At 52.4% G+C, this 16861-nt stretch carries 11 protein-coding genes; 1 reads left to right on the top strand and 10 read right to left on the bottom strand.

The window, feature by feature from the left end; translation table 11 throughout:
* Positions 1-211: 211 nt before the first annotated feature.
* Complete coding sequence (locus MHI43_RS05635; protein ID WP_009593172.1) at positions 212-394, bottom strand: hypothetical protein; 183 nt, start codon at positions 392-394, stop codon at positions 212-214.
* A gap of 323 nt (positions 395-717) precedes the next feature.
* Between MHI43_RS05635 and MHI43_RS05630 the strand changes: the two genes are divergently transcribed.
* The gene (locus tag MHI43_RS05630; RefSeq protein ID WP_051425330.1) at positions 718-1164 is read left to right on the top strand and encodes a hypothetical protein; all 447 of its coding nucleotides are present in this window, start codon (positions 718-720) and stop codon (positions 1162-1164) included.
* Positions 1165-1720: 556 nt separating this feature from the next.
* Here the strand turns inward: MHI43_RS05630 and MHI43_RS05625 are convergent.
* The 9 genes from MHI43_RS05625 to MHI43_RS05585 form a co-directional block, all read right to left on the bottom strand.
* Positions 1721-2299 (bottom strand): SEC-C domain-containing protein, encoded by a 579-nt coding sequence (locus tag MHI43_RS05625; protein WP_036662158.1) that lies wholly within the window; start codon positions 2297-2299, stop codon positions 1721-1723.
* Between the two features lie 416 nt (positions 2300-2715).
* On the bottom strand, positions 2716-5940 hold the full coding sequence (locus tag MHI43_RS05620) for an invasin domain 3-containing protein (protein ID WP_036662156.1): 3225 nt from the start codon (positions 5938-5940) through the stop codon (positions 2716-2718).
* 248 nt (positions 5941-6188) lie between these two features.
* Entirely contained in the window at positions 6189-8786 is a 2598-nt protein-coding gene (locus MHI43_RS05615; RefSeq protein WP_036662154.1) for a LuxR C-terminal-related transcriptional regulator, read from the bottom strand.
* Positions 8787-9043: 257 nt separating this feature from the next.
* Positions 9044-10360 (bottom strand): extracellular solute-binding protein, encoded by a 1317-nt coding sequence (locus MHI43_RS05610; RefSeq protein WP_009593153.1) that lies wholly within the window; start codon positions 10358-10360, stop codon positions 9044-9046.
* Positions 10361-10665: 305 nt separating this feature from the next.
* Positions 10666-11622 carry a hypothetical protein gene (locus MHI43_RS05605; protein ID WP_012819255.1) on the bottom strand — a complete coding sequence of 319 codons (957 nt, stop codon included), beginning with the start codon at positions 11620-11622 and terminating at the stop codon, positions 10666-10668.
* A gap of 36 nt (positions 11623-11658) precedes the next feature.
* A complete protein-coding gene (locus MHI43_RS05600; protein ID WP_012819254.1) occupies positions 11659-12489 on the bottom strand; it encodes a carbohydrate ABC transporter permease in 831 nt (276 codons plus the stop codon).
* Positions 12486-13370, bottom strand: a complete 885-nt coding sequence (locus MHI43_RS05595) for a sugar ABC transporter permease (protein WP_009593160.1) — start codon at positions 13368-13370, stop codon at positions 12486-12488. Before MHI43_RS05595 ends, MHI43_RS05600 begins: the two co-directional genes overlap by 4 nt.
* A gap of 114 nt (positions 13371-13484) precedes the next feature.
* Positions 13485-14990: a response regulator gene (locus MHI43_RS05590; protein WP_036662151.1), complete on the bottom strand. Its 1506-nt coding sequence runs from the start codon at positions 14988-14990 to the stop codon at positions 13485-13487.
* Positions 14983-16860, bottom strand: a complete 1878-nt coding sequence (locus MHI43_RS05585; RefSeq protein ID WP_036662149.1) for a sensor histidine kinase — start codon at positions 16858-16860, stop codon at positions 14983-14985. The genes MHI43_RS05590 and MHI43_RS05585 overlap by 8 nt, the downstream gene beginning before the upstream one ends.
* Position 16861 lies beyond the last annotated feature (1 nt).

Genomic DNA, 16861 nt, shown 5'->3' with positions numbered 1-16861 from the left:
CACATCAGGCCCGCAGAGACTCATCAAGGTATGTAGAGACATATCAAGGCCTACAGAGACATATCAAGGCCTGTAGAGGCACAAAGAAGGCCGCCCCAAAAACGTCGGGGCAGCCTTTTATATTTGTAATAAACGCTAAATACATAGGTTTCGTCTTCCATTGCACCACTTGTACACATGCTGTTCCGCTAACCACTCGGTTACCGACCGCTTATGACCATTTGCCTGCACGCGGGGTTTTATGCTTCTGTCGAAGCGGAAGTCCTCCGAACAGCTTGGACTTTTCACGCTTCCGTTGTTCCAGCAGTTTCTTTACCCCTCGCATCAACATACGATACCTCATCTCATCCTCGTGACCGAACTTGCGCATTTCGTCAAAGTACTCGTCTGTCATCCTATCCCCCTGCTGTATAAGTCTATAGAACTAGGATATAAGAACGAACTATACAATTTCTCAACAAGGATTGGTTACACCCTAAGCATGGTAGCTCCTGCATAGCTGAGGCCCGGCAGTGTCAACGACTTGCTGACTTCGCCGAAGAAGAGCCTGATTCTCCTCACCTTCAAGGGCTTAGAAAAAAACTGGCAATCAAGATTCACTTTTATCCGCCTGTCATCGTACTCGCTTCATTCGTTCCAATGTTGTACAGCGAGAATGTTCGTTTCGCATCGGAACGACAGGTATTATACAATAAACGAAAAAAGGGGGCGTCGCTCATGCGGAGTACATGGAAGCTGAACGGGCCGGTCTGGGCAGGCATCGCGGCGGGCATTCTTCTCGGGCTGTTCCTCAAGATCATCGAGCACGTCACCTCGCTGGAGGTCTATACGCTGCTCCTGAACGTCGATTACGTGCCTCTCTTGAAGGAACTCAAGCTCTCCGAACTTGTCGAGTTTGCGCTGCATCTCGTCATCTCTGTCCTGCTGAGCATCGCTCTAGCCATCTTTTTGAAGCAGAAGAATTGGTCCCGCGGGCGAATCTTGTCCTGGGTTTCATTGGCCTGTTTGGCCGTAGGACTTCTCCTATATCCGACCACCGTCTTGTCTGACCGTACCCCGGAATTATCCGACCCTGCTGCCCTTCTATTCTGGCTGGCCGGTCATCTGCTGTACGGCATTGCTTTGGGCTGGCTGCTGACGAAGTCACGCAGAGCCTCTGCCTAGTACGGAAAGCAGTCTTTCGAAAACGCCAGTTTATAGATTAATGCAAATATCCGCTCCACTTGAGTGGAGCGGCTTGAGTGTAAAGTTTTATTTAGTACAATTTTTTAGAATTAATTTTCCAAGGCTTCAGCTGATTAACGATAGGTAAAACCTAATTCGGCAAATTAAATTCCCTATGCTTAATTACCCCGAATTCTGCCTCCAGCACAATTTCTCCACTCAGTGCGCCATTATCTATCACAAGCAAATGATCAACCAGGCTCATGTATTAGAGAAGATTTTGCATAGAAGAATGATGCCGGTGCATGATATCTTCGGCAGGGATGTGGTGACCCCCTTGACGTACTCTGCCGGCCTACTCGTTCGACATTTAGATTTGGATCACAAAGGCCTACATAAACCATATAGGCTTAACTTGTATAAACAACTTTGGAATTTGATTGGGTCCTTCAACGCAAAATGACCGCCCCCCTTGTGGGAGCGGTCAAGCTATGAAACCGAATGCGCAAATGCTTGTACTATTGCTATGGATCTTTCACTTTTGGCTCTTTGGCAATTAACGTCCCAAGGACAAGTCCTTATCCTCTTCGCCAGCGGATTCCTCATCCTCGGCGAACGAGTCGTCTGCGGATGCCGCTACGCCATCCATGAAATCTTGAATCTGGCCGCTGTTGCGAGTCAGCGTGGCTACCGAAACCTCGTGTTTCTTCGCGATATCGGACTTCGTTGTTGGAATGTTAAGCGATGAAGTTACTATATATTCGATCGCACTTGCATATCCACCCTGTTTGCGGTACTTCGGATTGGCTTCTCTGGAGAAGCTGTTCCAGACCATCAGGAGGCTGAACACTTGAAACAGCTGCTGCTCATCCTGCAGTTCGTAATCCCGGCAGATCTGAGGAAACACAGACTCTGCAAGCTCGCGATGCTCATCGGCGATCCAATCCATCCACCCCAGCTTGTCGTTGATCATCTGTCGCAACTGATCGACTTGTAGCTTAGGCTCTGCTGCTTTCGCACCAGGGAACTGGATGACTTTACCGTATACCGTGCGTTCATCTCTTTCAAGACAACATCTTTTGTACTTTTTCCCGCTTCCGCAGTGACATAGATCGTTTCTTCCTAGCTTTTTCATTTCCTAGCTCCTATTTGAATGATTTCTTCTATTATACATGGAAAATATGAAAATGCGCACCTCAAGCCTACAGATCCTTAAGGTTGACGGCCTTTCGCGTCGTTACACTCTCTTACAGGGGGGGCTTCCGATAAGAAGGTGCCGAGGCAAGCCAGATAGCAAAAAAGCGCGGGTTCCCTCTATGAAAGCCGCGCCCTTTCATATTATTCTATAATATCGTCATAACGCAAGTAGGATGTAACAAATTTGTTAGAACCTATAATAGACTTGTGCCATTTTTGGTAAAGATTCCATAAATAGAATCTGATCTACAGTAACCTGTTTCCGATAGATGCCCCCTGTTGGCGATAATGAAATAACCGCCTCCCTATACGTTATAGAGAGGCGGCTGCTTGCCCATACTCGGTGAAATCCGATTAATTTCCTTGCTCTAATATCGCTTCCAGGCGAGTGAGCAGGACCACTGTCTCGGCCCGAGTTGCCGGATTCCCTGGCCTCAGATTAGACTGGCTGTCACCTTGGATCAATCCACGGGCAGACAGTTCCATCATGGCTTCCCTTGACCAGGCTGGCACCAGGGCATGGTCATTGTAAGCAGACAGGCTGCTGTTTCCTTCCACAGGGAGCGGGACTCCTGCAAGCTTCATGGCACGCTGCAGCATCACGGCAAGCTCTCCTCTGGTAACCGATTGATTCGGACGTATAGTGCCATCCTTATAGCCCTTCAAGATGCCTGCTTGCATAGCATCCGAAATGGCATCCTTAGACCAATTAGGCCAATATTCACTTGTGTCGGATCTGTCGGCCTCGACAGAAGCGAACGGCCCAAACCAACGATTCAGCAGAACGACAAACTCGGCACGCGTAATATAGGAATTGGGCCGGAAGGTTTTATCTGGGTACCCGCTAATCTTAGCTGCTTTAACTGCTTTCATGATAGCATCCTCAGCCCAATGTCCTTTCACGTCAGAGAACTTTACAGTCTCTATTCTTTCTCCGTCATCCCCACTCCCAGGCACCGGATCCTGATCTTCGATTGCCGGAGGCACCGCTGGTTTGTCCCCTTTCCCTGACTCAGAGTCCGGTTTCTTGTCGGTTCCAGGAGTCGGAATGGGATTGGAACCAGAGCCCGAGTTTGACTCGGGTTCAGTGACCGTACCCGGATTCGACCCTGATCCAGGATCGGGATTCGGAGCAGGACCCGGGTCAACATCCTTATCCGTAACCTTGATTACGGCACTAGTGGAATGCGTGCCATAAACGGCGTTTAGAACGGTCTGTCCTTTCCCTTTTCCTGTAATCAGCCCCTCAGGACTGATTGTCGCAATCGTCTCGTCCTCTATCGTTAACTTGCTATTCGATGTAATGTTTCTCGAATTGCCATGTTCATCCGCTGCGATAAGACTGGCTTGCAGCGAGCTGCCTCTCTCCAGTTCGTATTGCTGCTTGTTGAAGGATATGCCTTGGATGAATAACTCGAACTCAACCGTAATGGGATCCGCGAGCAGCAGACCTTCAAGTGACGATGCACTGATTGTGGCGATCCCCGGCTGATTAGATACCAAGGTGCTCTCATAGACGCCATAGGTCGACTCTGTCACCGTCGTCATCTGCCCCAAAGAAGAAATTAACTCAATAGGGCCAAGATAATCATCCAGATCGTTGCCATGGACATCTTTGATGTGAAGCTTGATCTCTGTGGATTGCTTGCCATCTGCCACCACGATTTTCGGGTTCGCCGTTAATGTGGAATAAGCTCTGTTGGGAGTCCCGGCTCTAAACGATACTTTGGCTGACACGTCAAAAGGCTTGCCATCCAAAGTCACACCAATATTAGCTATACCTGCTGTATCGGATCGAAGCTCGGCTTCATAAACGCCATAAGAGGTTTCTACCGGTTCACTGACCGTTCCAAGCGAGCTGGTGAATGCCGCCTTACCGCCGCTTCGGTTCAGCTCATTTCCGTCAGCATCCCTTATCTGCAATCTCAATACGACCGGATCGGCACTGCCAACGACTGACATGGAAGGCGTTGCTGTCAGCTCTGACTGGGCAGGGTGAGGCTCTCCGGAGAGTACAACAATTTGCGCTGCTGGAACCTCCAGGCCATTGATCCTGGCCGTTACCTGAACAGGCCCTGGAGAGTCTGCCAGCATATCAGCCGCATAACGCCCTTCTCCTACGTAACTTACAGGCCCTACTATCGTCGCCCCTACAGCTTGCATATCCACGACGTCCGTACCGAAGCTGACTGGCTGTCCTTCATGGCCGGCCAGCTGAAGTGTCAACCGGTATGGCTGCCCCATAACCGGTCCGATGCCTTGTTTAGGCCAGTAAGCTTTGTCATAATGACTGAGTGACAGTTGGTTAGGCTCTATAGCGCTGTCCATTTTATAGCCGCCTCCGAGCTGTTTTTCTCTATTACTCCCCATGCTCCAGAGTGTGCCGTTATCCAGCATGATTACCGTATGATGACCGCCGGTCTCGGCTTGCAATACTTTAGCATTACCCGGCAGCCTGGTGACTCGTCCTGGCCGCTCCTCCAACCGATCATCTCCACGGCCAAGCTGTCCTGTAATGTCCCCTGAACCCCAAATGGTATTGCCGCCCCAGGTCCACACACTGCCGTCTTCGCGAATCGCTGCGACGTGTGCAATCCCTGCCGATATATCAACAACATGGCCGAAAGCATCTCCAGATGCTTTGTCCAATACAGGCTTGGGATAATTTGAATAAGTCCCCTGGAGTGTGTCAGAGCCTAGCTGCCCATAACCGTTGACCCCCCAGCTTAATAAGGTTCCGTCCTCTTTTAAGGCCAAGGTATAATCATTACCGGTAGATACCTTCTTGATTCCATTCAGAGGATTCTTGTTCTTATCCAGCGCATGGACGGGATATGAACGACTATTTGTCGTGAGGTCTCCCAGCTGATAAGTTCCGTTATACCCCCAGCCCAGCAACTCCCCATTCTCCGTTACGGCCATGGTAAACCAATTCCCTGCATGAATCTGCTTAATTCCTGTTAGAAATTCGGAAGCGTTCTTCTTCACCTGAACCGGTCTTTCGACATACTCCAGCGGGCCATTGTTCCCGTTACCCACTGCACCCGACTGATTATCTCCCCAAGCCCACACGGTTCCGTCTTTCGCCAAAGCGGCAGCATGCGTAACTCCGGCAGAAATCTGTTCAATCGGAGGCAGGCCTGCAATCGGAATTGCCGTTGGATAATAATAGGTTCCCTCGAACGGCCGCCCCAATTCATTACTTGCATTTAAACCCCAGCCGTATACAGTTCCGTCAGCGGATAGAGCAAGCGAGTATTGTAGTGATGCCTCGACTGCTACAATGTTCGCAAGAACTTTAAGTTCACCGTTCACCTTCTCATAAACTGGCTGCGCAAAGCTGGTGCTGAAATTCGAACCTTGTTTCCCATTCCCCAGCTGTCCTACCATATTCGATCCCCAGGACAAAACCGTTCCATTATCCAGCAAGGCTAACGTATGGTACCCTTTTGAGGATATCGAAACGATGTTAGTCTCTCCGGGTAAGCCTGCCTTTCCCGTATCCGCATGCCCTGTGGTACCCATCTGGCTTGCCAGCAAGAGTACGATGAGACATATGTGCCATATTTTACGTTGCAATGCGTCGACTCCCTTCTATGGATTTCGTATGAATGCGACAAAAGTATACAAAACCCCGGGACCATTGCCTATTATCCAAAGTTAACAAAGGGGGACAAACGAGAAAAAACCGCGGCTCATCCCCTGATCCACGGCTATGGTGCATAAACATTATGAAGTAATACATATGATCGACAGCCATCCACCCATGCCCCGACCCACACATCGTGTACCCAAGGAGAAGTACGTACAATGAAATAAATGCTCCTCTATTTCGAACGTTCCATTTCAGATCCCGAGAAGGTCTTCAGTACCGCCTGTACTCTTGAGCTGACACCTAACTTACTGTATATCCGGTTCAAGTACACCTTCACGGTCCCCACCGTGAGTCCTAGTTCATCGGCGATGGACTGGTTGGTATCTCCCCGGTGAAGCAGGGCCAGCACTGTTGTTTCTTGGGGTGTTAGCCCATATGTACCGAAATGATCCAGAAGATCCAGGCTTGCCAGTTTCTCCTGTCTCATCTCTTCCATCAGTTCAGCCATATAATCCTTCAATGGAGCTGTCTTCATAGCATCACCGTTAGTATTCAGCTCCTGCAGTAGTTGATACACCCAATTCCCTTCATCCATAAATGTGCGTTTATATCGATACGGCATGACAAGCGAGAGCGCCTCTTGAAGAAACAAGGTAGCTACCTTTACGTTTCCGCGAGTGTATTCCGCGTAGGCCTGCAGGACGATGACAGATGCGGTAATATTAATGCTTCCAGCTTCTTCGGCTTGAATCCGGAGGGCCGCAAGCATAGCCTGCGCTTGATCGGCTCTCTGCTGATGAATGAGCAGTCGCGCCCAGGTCATGATTTCCAATGAATACTCAAGGCTTATCCGCTGCATCGACGAAAGGTTTAGCTCCTGAAAGCCAGCCTCTGCCTGGGACAACTCTCCGTCTCTAAGATCGATCTCTACCAAAAAAGCCCGCAAGGCACTGCACCATAATATATCTTCTCTTGCTTCCATGATATTCAACGCATCCTGCACGATCGCCCTTGCCGAATGGTGGTTTCCTTCCTTCCGTTTAAGCTTAGCCATAGTCAGTCGGATCGGAATGAACAAGCCTGGAACGTCTTTGTATCGTCTTCCTTCTAAAAGCCGATCCAGCCAGAATACGCATGCATCCAGCTCATTCTTCTCATAAAAGCCTTCTGCCATGGCTTGCATGACATATTGACACATCAAGGAATCCTCCCAGCCATGGCGTTCCAGAATCGAGACAATTTGTGTGCCTACCTGTGCCGTGGTATTCGTAAGAACGCCTTGAAGCCCGAACGGTGTATTGCGCACAAAAGGTTCCCGGTTATTATAATTGAAATTAAAGAATATGGGATCCTCCGGCAGTCGATGTTCAATCGTCTGAGCAAACTGGAACCATTCATCAAATTGTCTGGAATTAAAAGCAAGATTGGCTTTTACAAAAAAAAGCCCGCTCAGCCATTCTAGCTGCCGCTCCATTATTGGCAGTCCATACAAACCTGCTTCCAATCGTTCAAGCAAATCCCGTGCTTGGTCACGCTTCCCTAGAAGAGAATATACAAAGATCTTCACAAACAGCAATCTGTCCGGCAAACGTATTCCTTCGGGAAACCTGTTAAGCCACAGCTGAAGAAGGTCGAATTCTCCCTTCTTGATCAGCTCCATCATATGCTGATCCACCAGAGCGGCTGCCATCTCGTAATCCTCCGCCAACAAGGCGTAATCGATCGCTTCCTCATGCCATCCTTCGCGAGCATATACCTGGCTTGCTCTCCGGTTAAGCTCAATCCATCGCTCGGGGTTCTGCTGCTTTAATAAGCTGCTCAAGAAATCGCCAAACACATGATGATAACGATGCCACCGTTCTTGGTGATCCAAGGGAATCAGAAATAGCCCTTTGGCTTTTAGCACCTCCAGCATGCCATCACATTGGGGCAGCTCGGTGACGGCAGCGCATATGTCCGCGTGAAATCGCCTCATAACCGAGGTTTCCAGCAAAAACTGCCGTAAAGGCTTGTCCAGCCCGCGCATGACTTCATGACTCAAGTAATCACTCAACTGCCTGTTACTTTGGCTAAAAGCATCAGAGCCCGGTATGCCAGCAGCTTCGTTCTGCCGCTGTGCAATAAGTGCTAATTGGAGTCCGGCTGCCCATCCTTCTGTACGTCGAACCAAGCTATTCAGCTTCTCAGGGGCGAGGGAACGCCCCAGTGTATGTTGGCACAGAGAGCCCGCATCCTCCTCGTTGAATGCTAGCTCCTGCGCTCCTATCCGCTGCAATCTTCCGCTTAACAGCCATCTCCCCATCCCCTCGAGGGGCAGCTCCGCGCGCGAAGCGATGAACACCCTGACAGAATCCGGCAAATGTTCGATCCAATAATTCAGACTTTCATGAATTTCCTGATGGGTAATCGAATGATAATCGTCCAGTACCACGTTTATAGACAGAGAGATGCCATGCATCTCCATAATAAATTGATCCAAGAAAGAATAAATCACTTGACCTGAATAAGGAACCAGCAGGGGCAGCAGCCGATTTTCGATCCCGGAAGGTAAGTAGGGCAAGAGTGAATGGATCATATAGCGCCAAAATCTCCGCAAATCGTTATCCTGCTCATCCAAAGTTAACCAAGATGCCAGTCTGTGCTGCCCTTCATGGTGCATATACTGGACCAATGCGGTGGTCTTTCCGCTGCCGGCAGGGGCTACAATCGTGATGATCCGATACCCGCTGCCCTGATTCTCCCTCACATCCCATACAGAACGGCTGATCCATGAATCCCGTAATGCTGGCGGCTGCAATTTAGTTCTTAGAATAACAGTCCCTTCTCCCATGTGAGTCACCTCCAAGTCTTACTGTTACTATAAAATACTCTTAAGTATCTTTCCAGGTTAATCCTCAAAGTCCGGCGTTTCCCCGGAAATTAATAGGATTACCCTCTCAAAGGATCTAAACAATACCTGCTGGCATACATACTGTGGTGAAGCTGTTGTACAACCGATCAGCATACGCAAAAAGCGGCCTTACTCTGGATCATCCAGAGTAAGGCCGCTTAGAGCTGCATCTCGACATTAACCCGTTGATTCTCGAATTAATAGCCCAGTGCGGTTTTGGCTTCCTTCCACTTCGCGTTCAGCTTGTCAAATGCAGCCTGCAGATCGTCGGCCACGATATATTCCTGTACGTAATCGCCGGTACCGATGCCAATCTGCGCCTTATTCGCGATCTCGTTAAACTTCGGATCGGTCGCTTCGCTCTCGATCAGCGTCGGATTGAACGATTGGAATTCGGCGAGCTGCGAGATGGAGGACTCCGCCGATTTGATGATCGGCATGAAGCCGGAATCTTCCACGTAGCCGGATTCCTTCACGAAGAAATCGACCCACGCGGTAGCAAGCTCTTTGTTCTTGCTGTCTTTGCTGACGGCGATGAAGTAATCCGAACCGAGCGGCGCGTTGTACTTGCCGCTATTATCGTACGGGAGCGGGAAGAAGCCAATGTCCTCCGAAGCCGCGCCGGCGCCGATCACCTGCGGAATCACCCAGTTGCCCAGGAAGTACATCGCGGCTTTGCCGGAAGCCATTTCGCCTTTCGAAATCTCCCAGTTGTTTGTGTACAAGTCTTTCTCTACCCATTCCTTTTGCACGAAGGTGCGTCCGATATTCGCAAGGATGCCCCAAGCATTATCCACCTGGAACGGCGCTTCCTCGGCGACCTGCTTCGAGGCGAACTGCGGATCCCCGTTCACGTACCATGCGGAGTTATCCGCCCAGTTACCCATCGTCCATTGGGCTCCGAAGTTCATGTACAGCGGAATGATGTCCGCCGCTTTCAGCTTCTCTGCGGCTGCGTACAGCTCATCCAGCGTGGTCGGCACTTTGTCGACGCCTGCAGCCTGGAACGCCTTCTTGTTGTATACAATGCCTTGCGTATTGACGCCGGTGGAGATTCCATAGCGTTTCCCTTCGAAGAGGGTATTGTCCGCAAAATAAACGTCCTCGAACATCGTATCCGGCAATGGCTCAAAGTACTTGCCGTACTCCGAGGTGGCAAGGCCAGTCGGAATCATCAGCACGTCGCCGGCCTCGCCCGTGGTCAGACGGACCTGAATGTCCGTCGCATAGTTGGTCAAGCCTTCAAATTCAATCTCCGCCTTCGGATATTTCGCTTTGAAGGCTTCCACGTATTTGTCCAGCGTGCCATCGTTTACCAGGTCGGTGCGGTGCGTCAGCACCTTCAGCTTGCCGCCCAGCTCCGCTTCGCCGGATGCCTCGGTCGGCTCGCTGCCGGCGTTGCCGCTCGGCGGTGCCTCGGTGCCTGCGTTATTCGTTTTATTTCCTCCGCAGGCGGCCAAAATGGATGATACGGTTAAGAGCAGAAGCAATGCCATCGTAAATCTTTTTTTCATTTCGTCTTCCCCCTGTACGTTGAATGTACTTGCGTTTCTTCGCATCTTCATGAAGCGCTTACTGATATCGCTTACATTTTAAATGATAATCGCTAACAAGTTCAAAACAAATGAATTGTTTTTGTTTTTATTGTCATAAATTATGCTAACATATCATTTTCTTGTTAGGCTCGATATAACCTGCTTCTCGGCGGCCGACAGCAAAAATCGCACCGTACGTCCTAACAACGTGCGGTGCGATGTTAACCCTATGTTTATGTTCAGCTACCTTGCGCACCGAGCCGGTACGCCCGTCCGATCCAGCATTAAACCCGGATGCCGGCCGCATAAAATGTCTTCACCGTCTCCTCGGCCAACTTGCCGTACATGCAATAATCATCGTTCAGGGACGCTTCCTCCACGCCATACAGCCGCGCCGGCCAATCCCACAGCATGTACCCCTGCATCCACTCCCGCTTGGCGCAAGCAGCGAACATCGCTTCATAATACTGCCGCTGCTCCTCCTCCGACGGGCCGCCGGGCAGCGACCAATCGTTCGGGCGGGCCGCGGAGCCCTCGCGGCTCGGACAGCCGGCTTCCATGAAGAAGAACGGCTTGTTCCATCGGCGGACCGTGCCTTCGATCCGATCCAATTGCTCCTCCCACTGGTCGATCGGATAATAGCCGCTGGAGGAGATGATGTCTACCGCATCCCACCAGCCCACGCGCTCCTCTTGATATTTATCGCAATTATACGTCACCAGCCCGCCGTAGACGTTTCGTACATCTGCAATCAGGGCCCGCCACTCCGCGTCCCGCTTGTCGGCCTGCACCATCTCGCAGCCCACGCACAGCATCTCGCATCGCTCTTCCTCCGCGATTTCGGCATAATGGCGAATGAACTCCCCATAGGAGCGGAACCATTCCGCCCAGCTCGGTTCACCCGGAACCTCCTCGTCGAAGAAGTTAATATGGGCCCTCCACGTTCCGTTCGCGACGTTCACGACCGGCTTCAAGCACACCTTGAGGCCCAGGCTCTTCGCCTTGCGGATAGCCCATCGCACCTCATCGTCCGTCACCGTCGGTTCCTCCCGGAACGGGATTTCCGTCGACTGCGGCGTTGCCTGCACGGCCGACAGCGCGATGGCCACCCAATTCACGTCCATGTCCGCCATGCGTTCCATGGAGAATTCCGCCTCGGGTCCCGTCCAGGAACCCCGTACGCCGGTCCACCCCCAGGTCATGCCGCATACTTTTTCCGTCCACGTGTTTGTCGAGTTCATATATCGAGTCTCCTCTTCTTCATCGTCTAGTGTTCGTTATTTGACCGCTCCGTTCGTAACCCCCGCAAAAATGTACCGCTGCATGAACAAGAACAGCACGACCGTCGGAATGAAAATAATGAGAATGCCTGCCGAGATCACGTTCAGCTGCGCCGCGTTCGGACCGATGAAGGAATAAATCGCGGTGGATACCACCTTCAGGTCTTGGCTCGGCATATACAGGTAAGGCGTGTAAAAATCGTTGTAAATCGAAATGCTTTTCAGTATGACCAGGGTCGCCGTAGCCGGCGCAAGCAGCGGGAAGATGATGGAACGGTAGATTTTGAACAGGGACGCCCCTTCCAGCATGGCGCTCTCATCCAGATCCCGCGGGATGCTGTTCACGAATTGCAGATAGATGACGATCTGGAGCACGTCGGCTCCCAAGTACAGCAGAATCGGCGCAAACATCGTGTTGTAGGCCCCCAGGCTCTGGATGACGCTGAAGGTAGCCACCTGCGTCGTGACCATCGGAATGACCTGAGCGACCAGGTACATGCCCATGATCGCTTTTTTCATCTTGAATTCGAACCGTCCGACCGCATAAGCGACCATGGTACCGAACAGGATGTTGCCGACCACCGAAATGACCAATACGATCAGGATATTGCGAAATCCGAGCCCCAAATCCCCGATGTCGATCACCCGCTTGAAGTTCTCGAAGTTAAAGAAATTGTCAGGCAAGCTGAGGCCGGATTGATAATACTCCACCTGGGTCTTGAACGCCCCCACGAAGATCGAGTAAATCGGGAAGAACACCACGAACAAGGCGACAACCAACGTGAAATAATTGAAAATCCTAAAGCCGATCGAGCCTTCCCTTTTCATGATTGCTTCTCCTCCCTGAACAGCAGCTTCCGCTGGATGACAATGAACAGCAGCACGATGATCAGCAGCACGACCGCCATCGCCGAGGCCAGTCCGAAGTTCTGATACTTGAATGCCGTATCCACCGTCTTGATGACGAAGGTCGACGTATCGTTCGCCCCGAGCAGCATCACAAACGGAATATCGAACGCTTCGAGCGCGCCCGTCAAGGTGAGGATCAGCATCAGCTCCAGCACGCCCCGGATGCTAGGCAAGGTGATGTAACGGAACTTCTGCCAGCCCGATGCCCCGTCGATGGATGCTGCCTCGTACAGGTCGCCCGGTATCGACTGCAGCGCCCCGATAAAGATGACCATGTTCAGCCCCATGTACTTCCACATCGAGATGAAGGCCAGCGCAAAATTCACGATCCCTTTATCGCCCAGCCAGCTCTGCTGCCAGGATTCGAGTCCCAGCGCGCCGAGCAGCGTATTCAGCGATCCGTATTCCATGTGGTACACGTTCTTGAACATGATCACCGTAGCCACGCTGTGCAGCACGTACGGCAGGAACAAGGCGACCCGGAAGCCGTTTCTCCCCTTCAGCTTGCCCGTCAGAATAACGGCAAAATAGAGGGCAAAGACGACCTGGATGAGACCCCCGATCAGATAATACAGATTGTTCTTGAGTGAGCTGAACACTTCGGGCTTCGTAAAAATCTCGACGTAATTGTCAAAGCCGATAAAGTTCATATCCCAGCCGAGACCCGACCAGTCCGTCAAGCTGTAATACAACAGCGAGAGCGCCGGATAATAAGAGAAGGTCAGTGACAGGAGCACGGGAATGGCAAGGAAACCGAACAGAATAAGATAGCGCTGCGTTTTATAACTGAAATTGAACACGTTCCCTTCCTCGCTTTCTGGATGAAATGGTACCGTTTTCAATCATTATAAAAGACAGCGCCCCGAAAAATAATAGACTTTGTTTGCTTTTATTGTCCTCAGTTTAGATAACAGTCACCTAACAAAATCGCGGTACTCCTTTGGCGTTTTTCCGGTCATTTTTTTGAACACTTTATTGAAATAAGCCGGGTCCGGGTAGCCCACGCGTTCGCCGACCATATACGTCTTGAGCCCGTGATCCTCCTTCAGCAGCCGCTTGGCATGCTCGATTCGCACGGCGATGCAATAGTCCGTAATCGTCTCGCCCGTTTCGGTCTTGAACAGCTTGCTCAAGTAGCTCGGAGTCAGATAGACCAGGTCGGCGAGGTGCTGAAGCTCCAGCTCCTCGGTGTAATGCTGCTGAATATAGGCCTTGATCGTCTCGACAGCCCGATGCTCGCTCTTCCCTTGATCCAGAAGCCCCGCAGCAGCCTCCACAGCGCGCTTCAGCCGGCCCGCGAACGAACGCCAATTCTCGCTGTCCCCCGGCTCCAGGTTCCAATCTGCATCCCCTGCGTCAATGCCGCGCTGCTTCATCTCTTCCGCCACATGCGACTCCAGGGTAAGGCAAGCTTCTCTCAATTCGGTCCAGCCGGGCCGCAGGGAAGCCGTCTCTTCCAGCCAGATGCCCATCGCCGCCGGCAAGCGTGCATACTCGCCTGCACGCAGCGCCGGAAGCAGCTGTTTATCCAAGGAACGTACAAGCCGGTAGCGCTCTTCCCGGTGAACCGCCGCTATGCCTTCGCCTCCGCAGTTGCGCCGTTCATCGCTGTACCAAGCCTGCTCCAGGACGTTCGCGGCTTCCCTATAGGCTTGCGGGAGCCAGCGGCTCCCGCTGAACACGCCGCTGATGCCCAGCTTCGCCGAAGTGCCCGCAGGAAGCTGCTGCAGCAGCATGGCCGCCCATTCTCTCGCCATATCCGCATGGCCCGACTCTGCGATGGACGCCAAGATCGCCTGCCTTCCTCCTTCGCAGCCGATGATTCTCCGCTCCGTCCTCCAAACCGACGTCCACGCCAGCAGCTTCTCTTCCGCGATCTCCGGGAACGTGCGAAGCAGGAGCACCGCGTAATGTCCGTGGAACAGCGCCTGCTGATCCAGCCGGTCGCAGACTTCTTCGAACAGATGCTCCGGCATGGTTCGCTGATCCGTGCCTAACAGGAAGCTGACCAGATCGTCCGACTCCAGCTTGCGCTCGTTCTGCTCGCCCTTCACCAGCTCGTCGACGTTCTCCAGCATGCGGAGCAGCTCTTTCATGTTGACCGGCTTAAGCAAATATTCCAGCGCTCCCTGCCGCATGGCGGTTCGGGCATATTCGAAATCGTTATAACCGCTGAGCACGGCGAATTTGGTGCGGCTGGCCATCTGCTTGATATTCGCCATCAGCTGGAGCCCGTTCATTTGCGGCATTTTGATATCGGTAATGACCAGGTCGGGCTGGAGCTCATGCCATTGATCCAGCAGCTCCTGGCCGCTTGCAAACGTCCCCACGACCCGATATTGCTCGCCTGCGTCCCGTATCAGCTTGCCAAGACCCAGCCTGATCCGTTCCTCGTCATCCACCACGGCGATGTTAAGCATTTGCAAGTCCTCCTGTTCTCGGTTCTTCTACATGTTCCGCGGGAAAGGTAATCCGGACGGCAGTTCCTCGTCCTTCCTCGCTGTCTACGGTAAGGCCGTAGGGTCTTCCGTATCGGAGCTGCAGCCGCTCGTGCACGTTTCGCAGCCCGACTCCCCGGCCGTCCGTTCCTGGGGGCTGCGCCTGATCCAGCATGCTGCGCAGCCTCGCAAGCGCTTCTGCCGACATGCCCAGCCCGTCATCCGTAACGGTAAACACGTGGTTCATGCCATCCATGGCATAGGTAATGGTCAGATGCAGCACGGATTTGTTCTCGTCGAAGCCGTGATTGACGGCGTTCTCGATGATCGGCTGAAACAGCAGCTTCATCACCCGAATGGAATCAGCCCCCGGATCATCCGGCAGCGTCAGCACGAACCGCTCGCCGTACCGGTAATTCAGCAGCTCGATGTAGGCTTTGACATGCTCCCACTCGCGCTTCACGACCACGACCTCGCTGCCGGCATGAATGCTGTAACGAAGCTGCTGCCCTAACAGCTGAACCATGTCCCCCACCTCCTGATCGTTGTGAAGGACGGCCGTCATCCGGATCGTTTCCAGCGTATTGTAAATAAAATGCGGATTGATCTGGTGCTGAAGACGCTCCAGCTCCGCCTCCTTCTTCCGCTTCTCGATCGCGTAAATATCGTCGATGAGCTGTTTGATGCGTGCCATCATCCGGTTGAACGAGACCCCGATCAACGAGGCTTCGTCCCGCCTTCGGACCGGGAACACCACATCCAGCTTGCCGGTCTGCACCTGCTTCATCAGATGGACGATGGACCGCAGCGGCCTTGTCAGCGCATAGATCAGAATCAATGAAATGATGAGGGCAAAGCTGGTAACGCCGACAGCCGCCGCGATCGTTATCTTGCGGGTCTTGAGCGCATCCTGCATCAGCTGCCGCTCCGGCACCGTAATCAGGATCAGCCAGCCGGTCTGCTCGGATTTCCGGTAAACGACAAGCTGCTCCTCCCCGTCGACCTTATGGCGAAAGCTTCCTTCGTTGCCGGTGGCCTGGGCAAGCGCCGCATTGTCGGTCATGCTGCGGGACAAATATTTCTTCTCGCTGTCATAGATCACAGTCCCGTTGTCATCCAGGATGAAGGTGGTGCCGTGCGTCGTCTCCTCCAGGTCGGTGACGATGTTCTCGATCACGCGGATGTTGGCATCCACCACAATGGTGCCGATGGAATGGTACGATTTATCGATGATGTCGCGGACGACCGTGAACATATACTGCTTGCTGCCGGCGGACACGGCGATCTCCTGCGTGCTGACCAGCACGGGCCGGCCGCCGGCCGCCGTGGCCAGCTTGCGCCAGTTGTCATAGTACTGCTGCAGATTCGAACGGTTGCCTCCGCTTTTGACCACGTAATACGGGTTGCCGAAAAGGTCGAACAGGTATACGTTGCTTGTGCCTTCTTTGATGTTGTTCATGAAATAAATGCTCCGCTCGACCTTGCGCGTAATCTGGAGCTTCAGCTCGCTCTCGTTCAAGCTTGCCGGTTCCTTCGGCTTCCCTTCCGCCTGGTAATGCCGGTTGGACATCTCGAGCCCGGACTGAATTTCATTAAGGTACGAAGGAATGATCGATATTTTCATCATATCGGTCACGTAATCATCCAGCTTGCCCATCATTTTACTCGACAGCTGGGACACGTAGGCGACCGTATTGTTCTCGATGGTGGCCGTATAACGCTCTGCCGCAAAATACGTGATGAGTCCGATCGGCAGGATAATCAGAAACAGAAAGACCACAAACAGCTTGCGGTCCAAGCGTCCGGCCGGCCGCTCCTTCCATAGACGGGTAATGTAGCCGCGCAGGTTCACG

Origin of the sequence: Paenibacillus sp. FSL H8-0457 (assembly GCF_038051935.1) — a bacterium.
GTDB classification, from domain to species: Bacteria; Bacillota; Bacilli; order Paenibacillales; family Paenibacillaceae; genus Paenibacillus_AQ; species Paenibacillus_AQ lautus_A.
The sequence above is the reverse complement of the archived record's forward strand: the minus strand, read 5'-3'. Positions and strand labels throughout refer to the sequence as shown.